At 75.5% G+C, this 20,977-nt stretch carries 20 protein-coding genes; 11 read left to right on the plus strand and 9 right to left on the minus strand.

Going from position 1 to position 20,977, the window contains the following annotated elements; genetic code table 11:
* Positions 1 to 346: 346 nt before the first annotated feature.
* Together IE287_RS00295 and IE287_RS00300 are read right to left on the minus strand one after the other, a co-directional pair.
* Positions 347 to 2,515 (minus strand): LamG domain-containing protein, encoded by a 2,169-nt coding sequence (locus IE287_RS00295; protein ID WP_189846814.1) that lies wholly within the window; start codon positions 2,513 to 2,515, stop codon positions 347 to 349.
* Between the two features lie 240 nt (positions 2,516 to 2,755).
* A complete protein-coding gene (locus IE287_RS00300; protein ID WP_229883201.1) occupies positions 2,756 to 3,481 on the minus strand; it encodes an HD domain-containing protein in 726 nt (241 codons plus the stop codon).
* 164 nt (positions 3,482 to 3,645) lie between these two features.
* On the opposite strand from IE287_RS00300, the gene IE287_RS00305 reads away from it, so the two are divergent.
* From IE287_RS00305 to IE287_RS00320, 4 genes are all read left to right on the plus strand, one after another.
* Positions 3,646 to 5,082, plus strand: coding sequence for an MFS transporter (locus IE287_RS00305; protein WP_189846816.1), 1,437 nt, complete (start codon positions 3,646 to 3,648; stop codon positions 5,080 to 5,082).
* Positions 5,083 to 5,261: 179 nt separating this feature from the next.
* A complete protein-coding gene (locus IE287_RS00310) occupies positions 5,262 to 5,540 on the plus strand; it encodes a hypothetical protein (protein WP_189846817.1) in 279 nt (92 codons plus the stop codon).
* A gap of 85 nt (positions 5,541 to 5,625) precedes the next feature.
* Entirely contained in the window at positions 5,626 to 5,937 is a 312-nt protein-coding gene (locus tag IE287_RS00315; protein WP_189846818.1) for a DUF2087 domain-containing protein, read from the plus strand.
* Complete coding sequence (locus tag IE287_RS00320; protein WP_189846819.1) at positions 5,934 to 6,545, plus strand: LysE family transporter; 612 nt, start codon at positions 5,934 to 5,936, stop codon at positions 6,543 to 6,545. Before IE287_RS00315 ends, IE287_RS00320 begins: the two co-directional genes overlap by 4 nt.
* Before the next feature lie 85 nt (positions 6,546 to 6,630).
* Here the strand turns inward: IE287_RS00320 and IE287_RS00325 are convergent, their stop codons facing one another.
* The 3 genes from IE287_RS00325 to IE287_RS00335 all read right to left on the minus strand — a co-directional run bounded on the left by IE287_RS00325 (position 6,631) and on the right by IE287_RS00335 (position 9,173).
* Complete coding sequence (locus tag IE287_RS00325; protein WP_189846820.1) at positions 6,631 to 7,302, minus strand: TetR/AcrR family transcriptional regulator; 672 nt, start codon at positions 7,300 to 7,302, stop codon at positions 6,631 to 6,633.
* 262 nt (positions 7,303 to 7,564) lie between these two features.
* A complete protein-coding gene (locus IE287_RS00330) occupies positions 7,565 to 7,858 on the minus strand; it encodes a hypothetical protein (protein WP_189846821.1) in 294 nt (97 codons plus the stop codon).
* A 106-nt stretch (positions 7,859 to 7,964) separates the two neighbouring features.
* The gene (locus IE287_RS00335) at positions 7,965 to 9,173 is read right to left on the minus strand and encodes a serine hydrolase domain-containing protein (protein WP_189846822.1); all 1,209 of its coding nucleotides are present in this window, start codon (positions 9,171 to 9,173) and stop codon (positions 7,965 to 7,967) included.
* Positions 9,174 to 9,429: 256 nt separating this feature from the next.
* On the opposite strand from IE287_RS00335, the gene IE287_RS00340 reads away from it, so the two are divergent.
* Positions 9,430 to 10,056, plus strand: a complete 627-nt coding sequence (locus IE287_RS00340; protein ID WP_189846823.1) for a histidine phosphatase family protein — start codon at positions 9,430 to 9,432, stop codon at positions 10,054 to 10,056.
* 172 nt (positions 10,057 to 10,228) lie between these two features.
* On the opposite strand, the gene IE287_RS00345 is transcribed toward IE287_RS00340, so the two are convergent.
* Both IE287_RS00345 and IE287_RS00350 read right to left on the minus strand, forming a co-directional pair.
* On the minus strand, positions 10,229 to 12,493 hold the full coding sequence (locus IE287_RS00345) for a heavy metal translocating P-type ATPase (RefSeq protein WP_189846824.1): 2,265 nt from the start codon (positions 12,491 to 12,493) through the stop codon (positions 10,229 to 10,231).
* A gap of 76 nt (positions 12,494 to 12,569) precedes the next feature.
* The gene (locus IE287_RS00350; RefSeq protein WP_189847245.1) at positions 12,570 to 12,851 is read right to left on the minus strand and encodes a heavy-metal-associated domain-containing protein; all 282 of its coding nucleotides are present in this window, start codon (positions 12,849 to 12,851) and stop codon (positions 12,570 to 12,572) included.
* 205 nt (positions 12,852 to 13,056) lie between these two features.
* Here IE287_RS00350 and IE287_RS00355 point away from each other — a divergent pair, with 205 nt between their 5' ends.
* From IE287_RS00355 to IE287_RS00370, 4 genes are all read left to right on the plus strand, one after another.
* Complete coding sequence (locus tag IE287_RS00355; RefSeq protein ID WP_189846825.1) at positions 13,057 to 14,034, plus strand: DUF8832 domain-containing protein; 978 nt, start codon at positions 13,057 to 13,059, stop codon at positions 14,032 to 14,034.
* Between the two features lie 51 nt (positions 14,035 to 14,085).
* The gene (locus IE287_RS00360; protein WP_189846826.1) at positions 14,086 to 14,784 is read left to right on the plus strand and encodes a copper homeostasis protein CutC; all 699 of its coding nucleotides are present in this window, start codon (positions 14,086 to 14,088) and stop codon (positions 14,782 to 14,784) included.
* A gap of 68 nt (positions 14,785 to 14,852) precedes the next feature.
* Positions 14,853 to 15,755: an aminoglycoside phosphotransferase family protein gene (locus IE287_RS00365; protein WP_189846827.1), complete on the plus strand. Its 903-nt coding sequence runs from the start codon at positions 14,853 to 14,855 to the stop codon at positions 15,753 to 15,755.
* A 50-nt stretch (positions 15,756 to 15,805) separates the two neighbouring features.
* On the plus strand, positions 15,806 to 16,240 hold the full coding sequence (locus tag IE287_RS00370) for a DUF6892 domain-containing protein (protein ID WP_189846828.1): 435 nt from the start codon (positions 15,806 to 15,808) through the stop codon (positions 16,238 to 16,240).
* Between the two features lie 10 nt (positions 16,241 to 16,250).
* Here the strand turns inward: IE287_RS00370 and IE287_RS00375 are convergent, their stop codons facing one another.
* Positions 16,251 to 18,299 (minus strand): HelD family protein, encoded by a 2,049-nt coding sequence (locus tag IE287_RS00375; RefSeq protein WP_229883202.1) that lies wholly within the window; start codon positions 18,297 to 18,299, stop codon positions 16,251 to 16,253.
* 254 nt (positions 18,300 to 18,553) lie between these two features.
* Here IE287_RS00375 and IE287_RS00380 point away from each other — a divergent pair, with 254 nt between their 5' ends.
* Together IE287_RS00380 and IE287_RS00385 are read left to right on the plus strand one after the other, a co-directional pair.
* The gene (locus tag IE287_RS00380) at positions 18,554 to 18,733 is read left to right on the plus strand and encodes a hypothetical protein (RefSeq protein ID WP_189846829.1); all 180 of its coding nucleotides are present in this window, start codon (positions 18,554 to 18,556) and stop codon (positions 18,731 to 18,733) included.
* A gap of 70 nt (positions 18,734 to 18,803) precedes the next feature.
* Positions 18,804 to 19,142: a hypothetical protein gene (locus tag IE287_RS00385; RefSeq protein WP_189846830.1), complete on the plus strand. Its 339-nt coding sequence runs from the start codon at positions 18,804 to 18,806 to the stop codon at positions 19,140 to 19,142.
* A gap of 40 nt (positions 19,143 to 19,182) precedes the next feature.
* Here IE287_RS00385 and IE287_RS00390 read toward each other — a convergent pair whose 3' ends face one another.
* Complete coding sequence (locus tag IE287_RS00390; RefSeq protein WP_189846831.1) at positions 19,183 to 20,820, minus strand: DNA repair helicase XPB; 1,638 nt, start codon at positions 20,818 to 20,820, stop codon at positions 19,183 to 19,185.
* Positions 20,821 to 20,977: the final 157 nt, after the last annotated feature.

The following is a 20,977-nucleotide window of genomic DNA, read 5'->3' on the forward strand; positions in this document are numbered from 1 at the left end:
GCGGCGGGGGAGGCGGGCGCGGGCCCGGAGGAGGGCTCGGCGGCGGGGGCGGCGGGGTGCTCGGGGGAGTGTCCGGCGGCGGGGTCGGCGGGGTCGGCTGAGGGAGACGGCATGACAGGGGTCAACCTGCCGTTCGTTCCTGTCATTCCCTTTTCCGGGGGCGTCTCGGGATGTGGACCCCGGGACGTGGGCCCCGGGATGCGGACCTCGGGATGCGGACCTCGGAACGTGGGCCCGGGATGCCGAGCCAGGGATGTGGACCTCGGGACGTGGGCCCCGGGACGTGGACCACGAGGGACCGCCCGCCCCCGGAAGGGGGGCGGGCGGTCCGGTGCGGGGCGGTCGCTCAGCAGAGGCAGGGCTGGCCGCCCCAGCCGAGCCGGGTGACGTCCTGGGGGCTCAGCGCGCCGGCGTACGCCTGGATCTCGTCCACGTCGCCGCGCAGGTACGCGCCGGGCGCGCCGGCGACGAGGCCGCGGCCGACCTGCAGGGGGCCGGTGGCGCGCCAGGAGCGGGGGAGGGTCGCGGTGGTCCCGGCCTCGGCGTAGCCGTCGAGGTACAGCGTCACCGTGTCGTTCGCGTCGTCGTAGACGACGGCCAGGCGGTGGCCGTCGCCCTCGCCGCCGTCGGCGGGGACGGCGCGCGAGACGATCCGCTCGGGGGCGCCGGCCTCGTCCCGCTCGGTGACCACGAGCTGCCAGGCCCCTCCGGCCGGGTCGTAGCGCACCTGGAAGGCGTCGGCGTGCCGTCCGGGCAGGGACAGGACGGTCATCGGGCCGGCCGGCGCGCGGTCCGCGAGGCGGGCCACCACGCCGAGGGTGAAGCTGTCGGAGGTGTCCACCACCGGTCCGTCGGCGACGGCGTGGCCGGACGCGCCGTCCAGGGACAGGTGACCGTCCCCGACGAGGGCGTACGGCACGACCGGGCACTCGGGGTCGAGGTCCGGGACGCAGGAGCCGTCCGGGCCCCGGTGGACCGAGGCCCCGCCGCCGAGCCGCAGCGGGGCGCCGCCGTACGCGTCCGGGCTGGTGCCGTCCGCGGCGGTCTCCAGGGACCACCGGCCGAGCCGCTTCGGCTGCCGGTGGGCGAGCCGGGCCGCCTCGGCCGCCACGACGACGCGGTCGTGGACCCGGACGTCCCCGAGGTCGCCCTGCCAGCGCTGCCCGTAGCCGGACCCGCGGTGCGCCCGTCCGAGCTGGAAGGCGCCGGTGGAGGCGGCGGGCGAGGCCTGGACGGGCGTGCCCGTCTCGCGTCCGTTCACGTACAGCCGGGCGGTGCCGGTCTCGGAGTCGTAGAGCCCCAGCAGGTGGGCCCACTCGCCGGTCTCGGGCGCGCCGCCCGACACCCGGGCGCCGCCCAGGGCGAAGGACCAGACGGGGCCGGAGCTCCTGGCGCGCAGGCCGAGGGTGAAGGCGGCGCCGTCGGCGGTGTCCTGCCCGGCGACCGTCATGGTGCGGTCGGTCCGCGCGGGGCGGACCCAGGCGCTGACGGCGAAGGTGCCGCGGGTGTCGACGGCCGGGGCGTCCGTGGTGAGGAAGCCGTGGCGGCTCCCGTCGAGCGCGGCCGTGGAGGCGAGGGTGGTGCCGGCGGGCGCCGGGCCGCCGAAGACGACTCCGGAGCCGGCCCGGGCGGCCGCGCCGGTCTCGGCGGCGGCGTGCGCGGACCCGGCGGGGTCGGCCAGCTTCCAGTGGGCGACCGGCGCGCGGCCCGCGTTCACGAAGAAGTGGTGCGTGGTGGTCGTGCTGCGCCGGCCCGCCCGGTCGACCGCCCAGACGCTCAGGTAGTCGGGGCCGTTCTTCTGCGGCAGGAAGCGGAGGGTCGCGGGGCCGCCGGGTTCGGCGGGCAGGGCGGTCAGCTGGGGGCCGCCGATGAAGTTGTACTGGTAGGCGACGACGTCGGGGGAGGGGGAGTCGACGACGAAGGAGCCGTACCGGCCGACCCCGTCGCTGTACCGCTCCGCCGGGTAGTCGTCCGAGGCGACCGCCGGCTTCTCCGGGTTCGCCTGGTCGATCACGAAGCGGCAGGCGGCGCCCGTCCCCTCGGAGCTCCACGCGGAGGCCGCGGTGCCGTCGTTCGCGCGGACGTGCCACGAGACGACGGTGTCCGCCGGCACGTCCGGCGGGAGCTGCCAGCGCTGGACGGTTCCCGACGGGGCCGGGTACGAGGAGTGGGTGCGGCGCTGCTCGGTCCCCGAGGCGTCGGTCCACCAGGCCTCGAAGTCGCCGGCCACCGTGTTGCCCTCGGCGGGTCCGTCGTCCTCCTCCGGGTCGTGCAGCACGGCCGTGACGACGGGGACCGTCGGGACGTACGCCGGCTCCCCGCCGGTGGCGCAGGCCTTGAAGGCGGTCTGGAGGTCGCCGGTGAGCGGCTGCCGCGGGGGCAGGCCGTCCGCGGCGTGTGCGGCTCCGGGCACGGCCGTGACGACCGAGGCGGCCAGCGCGGCGACGGCCGCCGCCGCGCCCCACCCCGCTCGCGGCCGCCCCCCGGCGGATCTCGTCCTTCCGGACCTCTGCATGAACACGTGTCCCTCCCCTGTCGGCGCGTGCGCGGATGATCACCGGCACGCCTGGCGGAGGCTAACAAAGGGTGGGGAGGGCCAAGTACCGGTTTCTTGAGGGGAGTTCCGAGGGGCGGAGAAGCCCCGATGGCCAGGGGAGTTCCGGGGGCGGGGGAGTTCCGGGGGCGAGGGGGGTCCGCGGCGCGGCGGAGGTTTCCCGGGGGCCGGGGGCCGGGGGCCTCGCCGCGCGGCGGGGGTTCACGCGGTGGCGGAGGGGTGGTCCGGGGCGGTGGAGGGGTGGTCCGGGGCGGTGAGGGCCGACAGCTCCGCGTCGATGTTGGTCCGGGCCCTCTCCTCCCAGGCCGCCGCGCCGTACGGCGTGCGGAAGAGCCGGGGGAGGCCGAGGAGCTGGCGGAGGACGGCGGCGCGGCCGTCGCGGAAGGCGTCGTCGGGGACGAAGCCGTACTCCTCGCGGACCGCCGCCGTGTACCCCCGGTAGGTATCGGGGTCGGTCGCGAGGATCGCGAGGTCGGCGTCGCAGAGGGTCTCGCCGTTGAGGTCGCCGGGTTCGGGGTCGTGGGTGACGGTGAGGCGGACCAGGCGGGCCACCTCCGCCACCTCGTGCGGGGTCAGCCCGGCTTCGGTCAGGGCGCGTTCGGCGAGGGAGGCGGAGCGCTCCTCGTTCTCGGAGCGGTCGGGTCGGTAGACGGCGTCGTGGAACCAGGCGGCGAGGCGGACGAGTTCGAGCTCCCCGCCCTCGCCGCCCTGGTCGGCGAGCTCGTCGATCCGGTCGAGGACCGCCCGCAGGTGGGCGGTGGTGTGGTACCGCCGCTGCGGTTCGGCCCAGCGGTCCAGGAGGTCGAGGCCGTACGGGGCGGGGTCCGGGCCGTCGTGGCCGGCGCGGGCGGCGAGCAGGGTGGCGTTCCAGCGCCGGAGGAGGTCCTGGTGCTGGTCGCGCGGGGCGGCTTCCTCGGTTGCGGTCATGGGCGCATTGTGCCCGTCCGGGGTGCCGCGGCCGTGGCGGAAGCGCGCCCCCATCTCACTCTTACATACCCCCCATGGGTATGCTACGGTGCTCCGCGAAGGTACCCCCCAGGGGTATGTGAACGGCCCGGTCCACCGGTCGGCCGCGAGTGAAGGGCAGTGCGATGTCACACGTCAACCCCCGGCGCTGGTGGGCACTTCTCGTGCTCGCCACCGCCCAGTTCATGGTCATCATGGACACCTCGATCATCGGGGTCGCCCTCCCCGAGATGCAGAAGGACCTGGGCTTCGGCCAGGGCGAGCTCCAGTGGGTCTTCAACGCCTACGTGATCGTCTTCGGCGGCCTGCTGCTCCTCGGCGGACGCCTCTCCGACCTCGTCGGAGCCCGGAAGATCTTCGTCACCGGCTGGGCCGTGATGATCGCCGGCTCGGTGCTCGCCGCCGCCGCGCAGACCGCCTGGGTCGAGATCGCCGGCCGTGCCGTGCAGGGCGTCGGCGGCGCGCTCATCGCGCCCTCCGCGATGACCCTCCTGATGATGCTCTTCACGCACGACCCGAAGGAGCTCGGCAAGGCGATGGCGCTGTACGGCGCCGCGGCCCCGGCCGGCGGCACCGCGGGCGTCTTCCTCGGCGGCGTCTTCACCGAGTGGGCCGCCTGGCAGTGGGTCTTCGCCATCTACATCCCGATCGGCCTGGCCACCCTCGCCGCCACCAAGCTGCTCCCGGACGTCGGGTCCCGCCGCGGCTCCGTCGACGTCCTCGGCGCCGTCGCCGTCACCGCCGGCCTCGCGCTCGCCGTCTTCGCCGTCGTCCGCGCCCCCGAGGCCGGCCGGGGCTCCACCGCGACGATCCTCCAGCTGGTGGGCGCCGCCGCGCTGCTCGTCCTCTTCCTCGTGATCCAGAAGTCCGTCCGCGAGCCCCTCATGCCGCTCGGCGTCTGGCGGGTCCCGCGCCTCGGCTCGGCCAACCTGGCGATGACGCTGCTCGGCGCCGCGTGGATCCCGATGTGGTACTTCCTCAACCTCTACCTCCAGCAGGTCCTCGGCTACGGGGCCTTCGCCTCCGGCGCCGCGCTCCTCCCGATGACCGTGCTCCTCATGATCTTCATGACGGCCGTCACCTCCCGCCTGATGACGAAGGTCGGCGCCAAGCCGCTGATCGGCGGCGGTCTGCTGGTCCTCGCGGCCGGCCTGGTCTGGCTCGCCGCAGTCGAGCCCACCGGCACCTTCCTCGTCGACGTCCTGCCGGCCTCGCTGGTCGCCGCGCTCGGCATGTCCCTCGCCTACATCCCGGCGATGATCGCCGCGATGTCCGGCGCCCCGCAGGAGCAGGCCGGCCTCGCCTCCGGCATCGTCAACACCACCTACAACGTCGGCTCCGCGCTCGGCCTCGCGGCCCTCACCGCGGTCGCCATGTCGCAGGGCGCCGACCGCCTGGGCGACCTGCCCGAGCTGACCGAGGGCTTCTCGGCCGCCTTCGTCGGCGCCGCGGTGATCGCCGCCGTCGGCGGCGTGGTCACCCTCCTGGTGATGAAGGGCGACAAGGCCGTGGCGGCCGAGGCCGCCGCCCCCGCGCCGCAGGGCGAGAAGGTCTCCGCCTGAGCCGCCGGCCGCCCCCCGTCCCGAGGCCGCCGCCCCCGTCCCGAAAGGGCCGCCCGCCCTCCGGCCCCGGTGCCCCGCCCTCCGGAGCCTCGCCCGTTCGGGCCCCGTCGCGGTGCGGGGCGCCGGAGCCGGGGGTGTGCTGGGCGGGACCCCACCCCCGCACCCCCGGGAGCAGCAGCATGGCCGTCATCGTCACCGTCGAGATCCCCGGCGGCACCCAGGAGCAGTACGAGTCCGCGACGCGGCGGCTGGGGGAGGCCGAGTGGTGGCCGCCGCAGGGCTTCCTCGCGCACGCGGCGGGCCCGGACGGGTCCGGCGGCTGGCGGGTGGTGGACTTCTGGGAGTCGGAGGAGGACTTCCTCGCCTTCGCGGTGAAGGCCCGCCCGATCTTCCAGGAGACGGGCATGCCGCCGATCCTCCCGACCTTCCAGGACGCGGTGAACGTCATGTTCCGGTGACCGCCGCCGCGCCGGAACCCCCGGGACCGCCGGCGCGCCGAAAACCCTTTGCGGGGCGGGGAGCCGGGCCGCCACCCTTCCCCCCATGAGCAGTCATCCCTCCCCGCGCCCCGTGGCGGACCTCTTCTCCGCCGACGGGCGCCTCCTGGCGATCCCGCGCCGGCCGGCCCGCCGCGAGGCGCTCCTGGCCCACCTGACCGAGACCCTCTTCGACTTCGGCCGGGTCTACCGCGAGCCCGAGGTCGACGCGGCGCTGAAGACGGTCCACGACGACCACGCGGCGCTCCGCCGGTACCTCGTCGTCGGCGGCTTCCTCGCCCGGACGAAGGACGGCTCGGCCTACCACCGACAGCAGACGCCGCCCGCCCCCGGAGGTGCGGCCCCCGCCGCCGCGTGACGGCCGCGGTGGTGGCCGGTCTGCTGGCCGGCTACGGCATCGCGATCCCGGTCGGCGCCGTCGGCGCCCACCTGGTGGCGGTCGCGGCCCGCAGCCCGTGGCGCACGGGGGCGGGCGCGGCGCTCGGCATCGCGACGGCGGACGGGGTGTACGCCCTGGTCGCGGTCGCCGGCGGAGCCGCCCTGGTCCCGCTCCTCGCGCCGGTGGCGACGCCCCTGCGCTGGGCGTCCGCGCTCGTCCTGCTGGCCCTCGCGGCGGCCTCGGCCCGTACCGCGCTGCGGGCCCACCGCGCCGGGAACCCGGCGGAGGAACGGCCGGTGGCGGCCCCGCACCGCGCCTTCTGGACCTTCCTCGGCATCACGGTCCTGAACCCGATGACGGTCCTCTACTTCACGGCCCTGGTCCTCGGCGGCCACGCCACGGCGGGCCCGGCCGACTCGGCGGTCTTCGTCGCCGCGGCCTTCGCCGCCTCGGCGAGCTGGCAGCTCCTCCTGGCGGCCACCGGCACCCTCCTCGGCCACGCCCTGGCGGGCGCCCGCGCCCGGCTCCTCACGGGCCTGGCGTCGAGCGCCCTGATCGCGGTCCTGGCGGTGGGCCTGGTGGTGTGAGGCCGCGGCAGCCCCTCCGGGGCGCCGCCGGCGGCTCTCGCCGGCACCGGGGTGCGGCCGGCGGCCCTGCCGGCCTGGGCGGTGGTCAGGCGCCGGTGGCGTACCGCGCCAGGAACAGGTCCACTCCCGAGCCGATGACCCGCTCCAGCTCGGCCTCGTCGATCTCGGCCTCGGGCGAGAAGGTGCGGACGAGCTGCGGCACCCCGACCGTCGCCGCGACCAGCTGCCGCGCCGCCAGCTTCGGGTCCGGCACGGCGAGGTCGCCGCGCGCGTCGAGCGCGGTGAGGGCCTCGACGAGCGGACCGTCGTCCACGTCGTGGCCGACCCGGCACCAGAGCCGCCCGAGCTGCGGGAAGCGGTCGATCTCGCCGATGACGAGCCGCCGCAGCGCCATGACGTCCGGCCGCAGCAGGATCCGCGCCCGGTCGGTGGTCAGCCGCACCAGCGCGGACCGGAGGTCGGGCGCGGCGGCGATGGCCTGGCCGGCCGGTTCCAGGTCGGCGCAGGTCTTCCGCAGCACGTCGCCGATGACGGCGAGGAACAGGCGCTCCTTGCTGCCGAAGTGCTTGTAGACCGTCGCCTTCGACACCCCGGACCGGGCGGTGACGGCGTCCATCGACGCCGCCGAGTACCCCTCCGCGAGGAATTCGGTCAGCGCCGCGTCGACGATCGCCCGCCGCTTGCGGGAAGCGGCGCCGGCGGGGGCCGGGACGACCGGGATCCCGTACGCGTCGAGGTCGTCCTTGCCGGCGGCCATGGCGGTACGTCCTCGGGATGGGGGAGGGGCGTCCAGTGTATGAACGGAACGGTTCGGCGGGCAAAGCCCCGTTCCGGTCCCGGCGCCGTCTCGGACGGAGAAGCCGTCGTGCCGCAAACGGGTCAGCCGAGGTCGTCCGAGCGGAGGGCCGGAACCGTGCGGGGATCATGGGCACGTGTCGGCAACAGGCGGGCGTGCGGGGGGAGTTCCTCCACCGGCCACCCGTGACCGGACGCCCCGTGCCGGAGGCCTGGGCGGGGCGTCAGTCGCGGCGGGCGGCCAGGGCCAGCAGCGCGGCGGCGGTCGTCAGCGCGGCGCCGGCGGCCAGCAGGCCGCCGCGGGAGCGCCAGGACAGGGCCGACCACTGGGACTCCGCCGAGAGGATCGAGCCGAGGCTCGCCCAGGAGCCGACCGAGAGGACGGAGGCGGCGGAGCCGACCGATCCGATGGACAGGAACGAGCCCACGGAGCCGATCGACAGCGTCGAGCCGACCGATCCGATGGACAGGAACGAGTCCCGGGACCCGATGGACCAGTGGGAACCGTCAGTGCTCATGACCCGATCGTAGGCACGGGACCCCGTCCCGCGCAGACCGGCAGGAAGTCCAGCCCCTCCGGCGTCCCGGACCGGACGACCGCCGGGTGCGCCTCCGGGGGCGTCGTCAGCGGCGGGGGGTGACCGAGCCCGCGTAGACGTTCTCCGGGGTGATGACCTCCGTGACGGCCCGCGCCACCAGCGTCGACGGCTCCTGGCCGCCGCTGAGGGAGTCCGTGTTGAGCATCAGGACGAGGGTGGCCTTCCGCGACGGCAGGTAGACGGTGACCGTCTCGTACCCGGGCAGGGAGCCGTTGTGGCCGATCCAGCCGTTGGTGTCCAGGATGCCGAGGCCGTAGCCGGTGCCGGGGAAGCCCGTCGGGAGGGTCTTCAGGCGCTGCGCCTGCGTCCCGGGGCTGAGGAGCTTGCCGGTGGCCAGGACCGGGGCCCAGCGCCGCAGGTCCTCCAGGTCCGAGATCATCCCGCCGGCCGCCCACGCCCAGCTGGGGTTCCAGTCCGTCGCGTCGGCCTCGGCGCCGGTCAGGGTCTGGTCGGTGTAGCCGCGGGGGTGCGGGCGAGGGAACTCGGCGCCCTCGGGCAGGAAGGTGTGGCGCAGCCCCGCCGGTCCGGCGACGCGCTCGCGCAGGACGTCGGCGAGGCGCCGGCCGGTGACCTTCTCGACGACCAGGCCGAGCAGCACGAGGTTGGAGTTGGAGTACTGGAAGGCGGCGCCCGGCTCGAAGGTGTTGGCGTGCCGGTAGCCGTACGAGAGGACCTCCCACGGGTTGAACGGCCGCTTCGGCGCGCTCAGCAGGTCCTGGGTGAAGCCGGGGTCCGAGGTGTACGGGAACAGCCCGCTGCGCATCCCGGCGAGCTGCCGGAGCGTGATCCGGTGCCCGTTCGGGACGCCCCGGACGTAGTCGTCGATCGGGTCGTCGAGCCCGACCCTGCCCTCGTCGACGAGCTGGAGCAGCGCGGTGACGGTGAAGGTCTTCGTCTCGCTGCCGATCCGGACGTACCCGCCGGTGGACATCGGCCTCCCGGTCCGCTTGTCCGCGACGCCGGTGGCCCGGACGTAGCACCCCTCGCCCGGCATCCAGACGCCGACGACCAGGCCGGGGATGCCGGCCTCGCGGCGGACCTTCTCGACCGTGGCGTCGAGCCGGGCGGAGGTGGCGGGCGGGAGCCCGTCGCCGTCCCGGCAGGCCTCGCCGCCGTGCCGGACCGGCACGGGCGCGGGGGCGGCCGCCGCGGGCAGGGCGGCCGGGGCGAGGGCGGCCGCCGCGAGGAGCAGGGCGGTGGCGAGGAGCCGGCGGTGGGGGACGCGTCGTCGCATGGGGGAGCGCCTTCTCGGGGTGGGGGAGGGTGCGGGCGCTGCCAGATCAGCACCGGGAGCCCGCGCGGTGCCGCGGCGCCGGGCGGGAGCGGGGCCGAGTCCACCCGTACGGCGTCCGGTCGCACGCCCGGTTGCACGCACCCGGGGGCGGTCGGGTCGTCCGGCCGCCCGCGCCCGTCGGCGGGGCCCGCAACCGGCCGGGGGTCCGCGGGCGTCCCCCACAGGACCCCGTACCCGACGGACAAGGTGCACCCGCATGCCCGGCACGGCCGACCGCTACCTCTATCTCACCCGGCACGCGGAGGCCACGCCCGACGAGACCGGACTGACGGAGGCGGGCCGCCGGCAGGCCGCGCTCCTCGGCGAGCGGCTCCGCGGCGTGCCGCTGACGGCGGTCCACCACGGGCCGCTCGCCCGCGCGGCGGAGACGGCCCGGCTGATCGGCGAGCGGCTCGACGGCGTCCCGGTGCGCGTCGCCGAGGAGGCCGGCGACTACGTCCCGTACCGGCCCTCCCGGGAGGAGCTGCCGGCCGACGTCGCCGACCCGATGCTCGGCTTCCTCGGCCGGTTCCCGAAGGAGGAGGAACGCGTCCCGGGCGCGGAGCTGGCGGCGGAGGCCGTCGCGCGCTTCACGGGACCCGTCGCCGGGGACGAGCCGCGCCACGAGCTGGTCGTCACGCACAACTTCCTCGTGGGGTGGCTGGTGCGGGGGGCGCTGGGGGCGCCGGCGTGGCGGTGGATGGGCGTCGACCACGCGAACGCGGCGCTGACGGTGATCCGTTACGCGCCGGGCCGGCCGCCGGGCCTCCTCGTCTTCAACGACACGGCCCACCTCCCGGCCCCCCTCCGCTGGACCGGCTTCCCCCCGCACCTCCACGTCTGACCCGCCCCCGCCGGCACGACGCCCCCGTTCCCGTCGCGGCCGCCCGTGCCGACCGCGTCGCCCGCCTCCTGGCGCGCCGGCCGGCCCGCCCCAACCGCGCCGACGCCCGGGCCCTCTGCGCCCTCGCCGTGCACGAGCTCTGGGTGGAGAGGAGTCGGCAGAGCGGGGGAGGTCACCTGTCCGCGGCCTGGAAGCCGCGCAGCCGCAGGCTGTTGCCGACCACGAAGACCGAGGAGAAGGCCATCGCGGCGCCGGCGATCATCGGGTTGAGCAGTCCGGCCGCGGCGAGCGGCAGGGCCGCCACGTTGTAGGCGAAGGCCCAGAAGAGGTTGGACCGGATGGTGCCGAGCGTCCGGCGGGAGAGCCGGATGGCGTCCGCCGCCGCCCGCAGGTCGCCCCGGACCAGGGTCAGGTCGCCGGCCTCGATGGCGGCGTCCGTGCCGGTGCCCATCGCCAGGCCCAGGTCGGCCTGGGCGAGCGCGGCCGCGTCGTTGACGCCGTCGCCCACCATGGCGACCGAACGGCCCTCGGCCTGGAGCCTCTTGACGACGTCCACCTTGTCCTGCGGCATGACCTCGGCGATGACCTCGCCGATGCCGACCTCGGCGGCGACGGCCTCCGCGACCGCCTTGTTGTCGCCGGTCAGCAGGATCGGGGTGAGCCCGAGGGCCTTGAGCCGGCGGATCGCCTCCGCGCTGGTCTCCTTGACCGCGTCGGCGACCTCCAGGACCGCGCGGGCCTCCCCGTCCCAGGCGACCGCGATGGCCGTCCGGCCGCCCTTCTCCGCCGCGTCCTTCGCGGCCTTCAGGCTCGCCGGGAGGGACATCGCCCACTCCTCCAGGAGCTTCTCGCGGCCGACGAGGACGGCGTGCCCCTCGACGAGGCCCTGGACGCCGAGACCGGGGATGTTGGCGAAGTCCTCGGGGGTGGGCAGGGTGCCGGCCCTCGCCGCGGCACCGGTGGCGACGGCCTGGGCGATCGGGTGCTCGGAGGAGTGCTCCAGGGCGCCGGCCAGGCGCAGCACGTCGGTCTCGTCCGTCCCGGCGGCGGTGTGGACCTTGAGGAGGGTCATCCGGCCGGTGGTGACGGTGCCGGTCTTGTCCAGGACGATGGTGTCGACCTTGCGGGTGGTCTCCAGGACCTCGGGGCCCTTGATCAGGATGCCGAGCTGCGCGCCGCGGCCGGTGCCGACCATGAGGGCGGTCGGGGTGGCCAGGCCCAGGGCGCACGGGCAGGCGATGATCAGGACGGCGACGGCGGCGGTGAAGGCGGCGGTCAGGCCCTGGCCGGTGCCGAGCCAGAAGCCGAGGGTGCCGAGCGAGAGCGCGATGACGATCGGGACGAAGACGGCCGAGATCCGGTCGGCGAGCCGCTGGGCGGCGGCCTTGCCGTTCTGCGCGTCCTCGACCAGCTTCGCCATCCGGGCGAGCTGGGTGTCGGCGCCGACGCGGGTGGCCTCCACGACCAGGCGGCCGCCGGCGTTCAGGGTGGCGCCGGTGACGGAGTCGCCGGCGGAGACCTCGACCGGCACGGACTCGCCGGTGAGCATGGAGGCGTCGACGGCGGAGGAGCCCTCCACCACGGTGCCGTCGGTGGCGATCTTCTCGCCCGGGCGGACCAGGAAGCGCATCCCGACCTGGAGTTCGGCGGTCGGGACGGTGACCTCGCGCCCGTCCCTCAGGACGGTGACCTCCTTGGCGCCCAGCTGCATCAGCGCCTTGAGCGCGGCGCCGGCCTTCCGCTTCGAGCGGGCCTCGAAGTAGCGGCCCGCCAGGATGAAGGCGGTGACGCCGGCGGCGGCCTCCAGGTAGATGTTCCCGGCGCCGTCGGTGCGGGCGATGGTGAACTCGAAGGGGTGCGTCATGCCCGGGGCGCCGGCGGTGCCGAAGAAGAGCGCCCACAGGGACCACAGGAACGCGGCGATCGTGCCGACCGAGATCAGCGTGTCCATGGTGGCCGCGCCGTGCTTCGCGTTGGTCCAGGCGGCCCGGTGGAAGGGCCAGGCGGCGTAGACGACGACCGGCGCGGCGAGCGTGAGGCTCAGCCACTGCCAGTACTCGATCTGGAGCGCCGGGACCATCGCCATCGCGATGACCGGGACGGCGAGCGAGACGGCGGTGACCAGGCGCTGCTTCAGCGGCCGCAGCTCCTCGTCCGCCCTCTCCTCGTCGGTGGGGCCGCCGGCCCCGGGGGCTTCGGTCCGCGGCGGCGCGGGCTCCTCGGCGGTGTAGCCGGTGGCCTCGACGGTCGCGATCAGGTCGGCGACCGGGATGTCGGCGGCGAAGGTGACCTTCGCCTTCTCGGTGGCGTAGTTGACGGTGGCCTCGACCCCGTCCATGCGGTTGAGCTTCTTCTCGATCCGGGCCGCGCACGAGGCGCAGGTCATGCCGCCGATGGCGAGCTCGACCTGGGCGGTGCCGGGGGTCGTCGTGGTCATTTCCTGCTCCTCGGGAGTGCGGGCGGGGGCCGGGGCCCGGGCGGGGGCGCGGGACGGGCCCCGGCGGCCTGTTCGGTCAGGCGCGGCCGGTGAGCTCGTAGCCCGCGTCGTCGATCGCCGCGGCGACGGCGGCGTCGTCGGGCGCGCCGTCCGTGGTGACGGTCACCAGGCCGCCGGCGACGTCGACGTCCACGGAGAGGACGCCCTCCAGCGCGCCGACCGCCTGGGTGATCGCGGTCCGGCAGTGGCCGCAGGTCATGCCGGAGACCGCGTAGACGGTGGCGGTGGCGTCGGCGACGGCGACCGCGGTGGTGGTGCCGGTCGAGCAGCTGTTGTCGGGGGTGCAGCAGGAACCCATGTCGTCCTCCATCGTGTAGGCGGACCGGATACCCTCGGGGGGTATCGTCGGCATGGATTCATGTATACCCCCCGGCGGTATCCGGCGCAAGCGTCGGTCCGGCTTGACTTGATACCCCCCAGGGGTATGGTGAAGTGCAGGGAACGAGAACACCGGCCCCACGGCCGCCCCGTCCACACCCGCACCCGCATCTGGGAGAGCAGCCATGAACACCGGAGTGAAGATCACCGCCTTCGCCGCCGCGCTCGCCGCGACCTTCGGCACCGCGTACGGGGTCGGCAAGGGCGTCGGGCCGGTGGACGAGCCGGCGAAGGCGGAGCACGGCGAGCACGCCGCCGCCCCCGACGCCGCCGACGGCCACGCCGGCCACGCCGGCCACGAGGAGGCCCCCGCCGGCGCCGGCGCGGAGCTCCCCGGCGGCCTCCAGGTCTCCCAGGGCGGCTACACCCTCGCCCTGGAGACCCCCGCCCCGCCCGTGGGCCGCAGCACCCTGAGGTTCGCCATCGAGGACTCCGCCGGGAAGAAGGTCACCGCCTTCACCACCGAGCACGGCAAGGAGCTCCACTTCATCGTCGCCTCGCGCGACCTGACGGTCTTCCGCCACCTCCACCCCGAGAAGGCGGCCGACGGCACCTGGACCGTCGAGGCCGATCTGCCGGCCGCCGGCGGCTACAAGGCCTTCGCCGACTTCAAGCCCGCCGCGAAGGGCGCCGGGGCCCTCACCCTCGGCGCCGACCTCGGCGTCCCCGGCGCCTACGCCCCGCGGCCGCTGCCCGCCGCCGCCCCCACCGCCACGGTCGACGGCTACCAGGTCCGCCTCGGCGGCACCCTCGACCCCGGCAAGGCCGGTGAGCTGCGCCTCACCGTCTCGAAGGACGGCCGGCCGGTCACCGACCTGGAGCCCTACCTCGGCGCGTACGGCCACCTGGTCGCCCTCCGTCAGGGCGACCTCGCCTACCTCCACGTCCACCCCGACGAGGGCGGCCCCGGCCCCGACGTCTCCTTCACCGCGACCGCGCCGAGCGCCGGCACGTACCGCCTCTTCCTGGACTTCCGGCACGAGGGCGAGGTCCGCACGGCCGCCTTCACCGTGCGGGCCGGTGCGCCGGAGGCGGCCCCGGCCCCCGCGGCGACGCCGTCGGAGACGCCCGAGCACGGTGCGGGAGGTCACTCGCACGGCTAGTCTGGTCATTGGACTAGACCTGTAGCCGTCATTCATGGAGGAATGGGCGCAATGAGCAACCGTGCTGTCCTGGAGGTGATCGCCCTCGACGAGCAGGACGCGGTCGCCGCCCAGACCGGGGGCGCCGACCGCCTCGAACTCGTCACCGACATGGCGGCGGACGGCCTCACCCCGTCGACGGCCGGCTTCACGGCCATCCGCCGCGCGGTCGACATCCCGCTCCGCGTGATGCTCCGCCTGGCGGACGGCTTCGCCGCCGGAGACGCCGCGGACCTCGACGCCCTGGTCGGCCGGGCCACCGAGCTCCGCGCGGCCGGCGCCGACGAGTTCGTCCTCGGCTTCCTCGCCCCCTCGGGCGAGCCCGACCTGGTCGCCGTCGAGCGCCTCATCGCCGTCCTCGACGGCGCCCGCTGGACCTTCCACCGCGCCATCGACCGCGCCGCCGACCGCGACGGGCTCCGCAAGCGCCTCGCCGACCTCCCCGGCCTCGACACCTACCTCACCGCGGGCGCCGCCGCCGGAGTGGACGCCGGCCTCCCGGTCCTGGAGGCCGAGGCCGCCCGCGCCGGCGAGCCCGGCTACGAGCCCCAGATCCTCGTCGGCGGCGGCCTCCGCCTCGACCACCTCCCCCGGCTGCGCGCCGCCGGCCTCACCGCCTTCCACATCGGCGGCGCCGCCCGCCCCCAGGGCTGGACCGCGCCGGTCTCGGCGGACGCGGTCCGCACCTGGCGCGAGGCGGTCGACGCGTAACACCCGCCGGGCCGCCGCGCCCCGAAATCGTGGTGCGGGGGCCCGGGCCCGGTCGTTAGCCTCCGCGTATGGCGGACGGAATCGACGAAGGGCTCGTGCGGCGGCTCGTCGGGGCGCAGTTCCCCCGGTGGGCCGGACTCGGCGTGCGGAGGGTGGACTCGGCCGGGACGGACAACGCGATGTTCCGGCTCGGCGACGAGCTGGTCGTGCGGCTGCCGAGGGCACAGTGGGCGGACGGGCAGGCGGAGAAGGAGCAGCGGTGGCTGCCCCGGCTCGCGCCCGGACTGCCGCTGCCCGTGCCGGTGCCCGTCGGCGCCGGGGTCCCGGGGGAGGGGTTCGGGCGGGCGTGGGGGGTGTACGCCTGGCTGGACGGCGCCGACGCCTGGGCCTCGCCCGTCGCCGACCTCGCGCACGCCGCAGAGGAGCTGGGACGGTTCGGGGTCGCCCTGCGGGCGGCCGACACCACCGGCGGCCCCCGGTCCTTCCGGGGCGGCTCCGTCACCGACTGGGAGGGCGGCGCCCTGCCCGGAGCCGTCGCCGCGCTCGCCGCCGCCGGGCTGCTCGACGAGCGGGCCGCGCTCGACGCCTGGGAAAGGGTCCTGGCGCTCCCCGCGTGGGACCGCGATCCGGTCTGGATCCACGGCGACCTGCTGCCGGGGAACCTCCTCACCCGCGACGGGCGGCTCAGCGCCGTCATCGACTTCGGCGGCCTCGGCACCGGCGACCCCGCCGTCGACCTGATGCCCGGCTGGACCCTCCTCACCGCCGCCACCCGCCCCCGCTTCCGGGCCGCCTCCCGCGTCGACGACGCCACCTGGGCGCGCGGCCGCGGCTGGGCCCTGTGCTGGGGCCTGGTCACCGACCACCACTACGGCGGCGGGGACGGTCCCGGCACCGCCGCCGTGCCGAACCCCGTCCTCGCGGCGGTCGCCCGCCGCACCTGGACCGAGGCCCTGGCCGACCTCGCGTGACGGGACGGCCGGGGGCGGGGCCGTCGTACCGCCGTGGTACCCCTGTCCCCATGACTCGGTTCCACGACTTCAACCTCAAGCTGCTCGTCATCGAGGAGCTCATGTACACCGCGGGGACGTTGCTCCCGGTCTACGACCTGGGCGCGCGCATGGCCGCGCGGGGCATCGCCGACCCCGCCTCCCACGTCCTGGAGAACGGCCTCGCCGAAGAGGTGCTGCCGGAGTCCCGGGAGTACTTCGAGGCGCTGGAGATCCCGGCCGGGCTGCTCGCCGGCGTCGAGGAGCTGTGCTTCGACGCCGGGGCGGACGTCTTCCGCCACTGCGCCCCGGCCTGGGACGGCGAGGACGGCCTCTTCGACGTGCGGTCGCTCGACGACCTCGACCTGCTGCCCCGCCTCCGCGAGGTCACCTTCGTGGAGGACGGCGTGCTCGCGGTGGAGGGCGCGGCGGAGATCTTCGCCGCGCGGGGCATCGCCACCGACTGACCGGGACCGCTCAGCCCCGCGCCGCCACCGGCTCCAGCTGCTCCGGCAGCGGGGCCGCGTGGACGATCGTCAGGCCGGAGACGGCACGGGTCAGCGCCACGTAGAGGCGGCGCAGGCCGGTCCGCTCGTCCGGTTCGCCGTCGACGACGGCCGCCGGCTCGTCCAGGACCACGTGGTCGTACTCCAGGCCCTTCGCGAGCGTCGCCGGCACGAGCGTCAGGCGCGACGCGGCGGTCGTCTCCTCGCCGGGGGAGAGGCAGGGCATCCCCGCCGCCTCCAGGGCCGCCGCCAGCGGGGCGATCCGCGCGTCGGCGGCGATCAGGCCGATGGAGCCCTCGTGCGCGAGCGCGTCCGCGCAGGCCGCGACCACCGCCGCGTCGGAGGGACCGTCCGCCCGCCGGATCTCGAAGGCGCCGGGGTTCTCCCGCACCGACTCCACGGGGGCGAGCCCGGGCGCCATGTGCGGCAGCAGCCGGGAGGCGTACGCGATGACCTCGCTCGGCACGCGGAAGCCGGCCGTCAGCTCCTCGACGCGCGCCTCCGGTTTGCCGAGGTGCTCCAGGGCGGCCTCCCAGCTCCGGGTGGCCCAGGGCGTGGTGCCCTGCGCGAGGTCGCCGAGGACCGTCGCCGAGCCGGTGGTGCAGCGCCGGCCGACGGCCCGGTACTGCATGGGGGACAGGTCCTGCGCCTCGTCGAGGACCACGTGCCCGAGCGAGTGGGTCCGCTCGACCAGGTCCGTCGCCTCGTCGATGAGCACGGCGTCCGCCGCCGACCACTTCGCGGTCCGCACGCTGCGGGCGGGCTTCGTCCACAGCAGCAGCTTCTGCTCCTCGTCGCTCAGCAGGCCCGCCGCGTGCTCCGCCAGGAACTCCGGGTCGCCCAGCAGCCGCAGCACCAGCTTCGCCGGCTCGACCGGCGGCCAGCACTCCTTCACGACGGCCTTCACGGCCGGGTTGCGGGCCACCGCGTTCTGCACCCGGTCGTCGGGGGCCTCGCCGGCCTGCTCCATCCGCACCAGGACGGCGTGCGCGATCCGCTGCGGCAGCGCCTCGCGGGCGGCCCCGTAGCGGATGTCACGCTCCGTCAGCTCCCGGACGATCTCCTCCAGTTCGTACGCGGGGACGCGCCAGCGGCGCGAGCCGCGCACCACCATCAGCGGCTCCGTCGGCAGCGTCACGTGCGAGCGGACGGCCCGCCGCAGGACCTCCGCCATCCGGGCGTCGCCCTTCACGACCGCCGTCGCCGCCTCGTCCGTGCCGCGCACCTCCACGTGGGCGACGAGGTCGTCCACGGTCGCCTGCTTCACCTCCAGCTCGCCCAGCGCGGGCAGCACCTGCTCGATGTACTGGAGGAAGGAGCGGTTCGGCCCGATGACGAGGGTGCCGGTGCGGGCCAGCCGCTCCCGGTGGGCGTAGAGCAGGTAGGCGACGCGGTGGAGGCCGACGGCGGTCTTGCCGGTGCCGGGTCCTCCCTGCACGCACAGCGTGCCGGACAGGTCGGAGCGGACGATCTCGTCCTGCTCCGGCTGGATGGTGGCCACGATGTCCCGCATGGGGCCCACGCGCGGCCGCTCGATCTCGGCCTGGAGCAGCCGGCTGGTGCGCTCCGGCTCGGCGGGGTCGGCGAGGCGCTCGTCCTCGTAGGCGGTGAGCTCGCCGCCGGTGTAGCCGAAGCGGCGGCGCAGCCCCACGTCCCGCGGGTCCTTCCTCGACGCCTGGTAGTACGGCTGCGAGACGGGCGCGCGCCAGTCGATGACCATGGGGTCGCCGTGCGCGTCGTGGACGTGCCGGCGGCCGATGTAGAAGCGCTGCCCCTGCTGGGCGGGCGGCAGGTAGTCGAGCCGGCCGAAGAAGAGCGGGGTGTGGGCGAGGTCGGCGAGCGCCTTGATGCGGTCCTCGATCTGCCGTTCCAGCACGATCGAGTTGACCCAGTTCGCGGTGACGTCCTTGATGTCCAGCGCCTCCACCTCCTCGCGCATCGCGCGCAGGGCGGCGCGGGAGGAGGTCAGGTGGGCCCGCTCGCGTACGAGCGGATCGTCGGTGGGCACGGCTGCGGACACGGTGGGGCCTCCGGTCGGTACGCGGATGAACGGACACACGGACACACGGACACATCGATGTGGCCGCCGGTTTCCGACCGGGCGGCGGCGCGCTCACGTACGGGGACGGGAGGCGGGGGAGCCGGTGATTCTAACGGGGGGCGGGGGGACCGGGCGAATCGGTTTCCCGTAGGGGGAGGGATCCGCCGCAAGGGTGAGCCCGGTTCCACCCCCAGGCCGATGTGTCTTTAATGTCCGGATTCCAGAATGGAGTCATGAGCGCGACGACCTTCACCCTCGTGACCACCGTTCCCCGCCCCCGTCCGGCCCGCCTGGTGGCGGCCCTGCGGGCCTTCGGCTCCGCCGCCGTCGGCGTCGTCCTCCTCGGCGACCACGGCCCGGAGGAGGCGGGCGTCAGGAACCCCCGCCCCGTGTACGCACCGGCCCCCGACTGAGTACGCGCCCGCCGCGGACCGAGTACCCGCGCGCATGCGCGCGGCGCCGGCCGGCTGATGGGATCGGGCCATGACGACGCAGGACGCCCCCGGCCGCACCGCCTCCTCCCGCACCGCCCCTTCCCGCACCGCCTCCTCCCGCACCGCCTCCTCCCGCACCGCGCTGCGCGTCCTCGCGGGCGTCGGTCTCCTCCTCGCCGCCGTCTGCGCGGTGGCGACGGCGGTGGTCACCCTCGACGACGCGGTCTCGGGAGACGGCTCCGGCGGGATGCTCGTGGCCGCCGGCTTCTGGGCCGTGGGCCTCGCCCACCCGGCGGGCGTGGCGGCCCTCGTCGTCCCCCGCCGCGCCCTCGTCGCCGCCGAGTACGCCCTGGCGTTCGCCGGCCCGGTCCTGGCCCTGATGGACTGAGGCCCGCGGGGGAGGGGCCGGGGCCGCCGGACCGCCCCGGTCAGGAGCCCAGCAGCTCGTCCGCGTCGAGGATCCGGTAGGCGTACCCCTGCTCGGCCAGGAAGCGCTGCCGGTGCGCGGCGAAGTCCTGGTCGATGGTGTCGCGGGCGACGACCGAGTAGAAGTGCGCCTGGTGGCCGTCGGCCTTCGGACGCAGGACGCGGCCGAGGCGCTGCGCCTCCTCCTGGCGGGAGCCGAAGGTGCCGGAGACCTGGATGGCGACGGTCGCCTCCGGCAGGTCGATGGAGAAGTTGGCGACCTTGGAGACGACGAGGACGTTGATCTCGCCGTTGCGGAAGGCGTCGAAGAGCCGCTCCCGCTCCTTGTTCGACGTCTCGCCCTTGATGACCGGGGCGTCGAGGTGCGCGCCGAGCTCGTCGAGCTGGTCGATGTACTGCCCGATGACGAGGATCTGCTGGCCGGCGAACTTCCGCACCAGGGCCTCCGTCACCCGCCGCTTCGTCGCCGTCGTCGCGCAGAAGCGGTACTTCTCCTCCGCCTCGGCCGTCGCGTAGGCGAGCCGCTCCGACTCGGTGAGGTTGACCCGCACCTCGACGCAGTCGGCGGGCGCGATGTACCCCTGCGCCTCGATCTCCTTCCACGGGGCGTCGAAGCGCTTGGGGCCGATCAGCGAGAAGACGTCCGCCTCCTTGCCGTCCTCGCGCACCAGGGTCGCGGTCAGGCCGAGCCGCCGGCGCGCCTGGAGGTCGGCGGTGAACTTGAAGACCGGCGCGGGCAGCAGGTGCACCTCGTCGTAGACGATCAGGCCCCAGTCGCGGGAGTCGAAGAGCTCCAGGTGCGGGTAGACGCCCTTCCGCCGGGTCGTGAGGACCTGGTAGGTGGCGATGGTGACCGGCCGGATCTCCTTCTTGGTGCCGGAGTACTCGCCGATCTCGTCCTCGGTCAGGGAGGTCCGCTTGACCAGCTCGTTCTTCCACTGGCGGGCGGAGACGGTGTTGGTGACGAGGATCAGCGTCGTCGCCTTCGCCTTCGCCATCGCCCCCGCTCCGACCAGCGTCTTCCCGGCGCCGCAGGGCAGCACGACGACGCCGGAGCCGCCGTGCCAGAAGCCCTCGACGGCCTGCCGCTGGTACGCCCGCAGGCTCCAGCCGTCCTCGGCGAGGTCGATCGGATGGGCCTCGCCGTCGACGTACCCGGCGAGGTCCTCGGCGGGCCAGCCCAGCTTCAGCAGCGTCTGCTTGATCTGGCCGCGCTCGGAGGGGTGGACGACGACCGTGTCGGGGTCGAGCCGGGCGCCGACGAGCGGCTGGACCCGCTTCGACCGGAGGATCTCCTCCAGGACGGGCCGGTCGGTGGTGGTCAGCACCAGGCCGTGCGCGGGGTGCTTGGAGAGGGTGAGCCGCCCGTAGCGGTCCATGGTCTCGGCGATGTCGACGAGCAGCGCGTGCGGCACGGGGTAGCGGGAGTACTCCACGAGCGCGTCCACGACCTGCTCGGCGTCGTGGCCGGCGGCCCGGGCGTTCCACAGGCCGAGCGGCGTCACCCGGTACGTGTGGATGTGCTCGGGTGCCCGCTCCAGCTCGGCGAAGGGCGCGATGGCCCGCCGGCAGGCCTCGGCGAGTTCGTGGTCGACCTCCAGCAGCAGCGTCTTGTCGCTCTGGACGATCAGGCAGGACACACATACCTCCGCGGGCGGTGGCGAGGGAAACGTCCCACTCTACCCCGCCCCGACCCGCCCGTGCCTGGTCAGGAGGCGACCGACGGGGAGCCGCGCCGGCGGTGGGGCAGGGGTGCGCCGGGGCCGGCGCCGGCGGACTCGTCCAGGAAGACGAAGG

The sequence above is a fragment of the Streptomyces omiyaensis genome (genome assembly GCF_014650895.1).
GTDB classification, from domain to species: domain Bacteria; phylum Actinomycetota; class Actinomycetes; order Streptomycetales; family Streptomycetaceae; genus Streptomyces; species Streptomyces omiyaensis.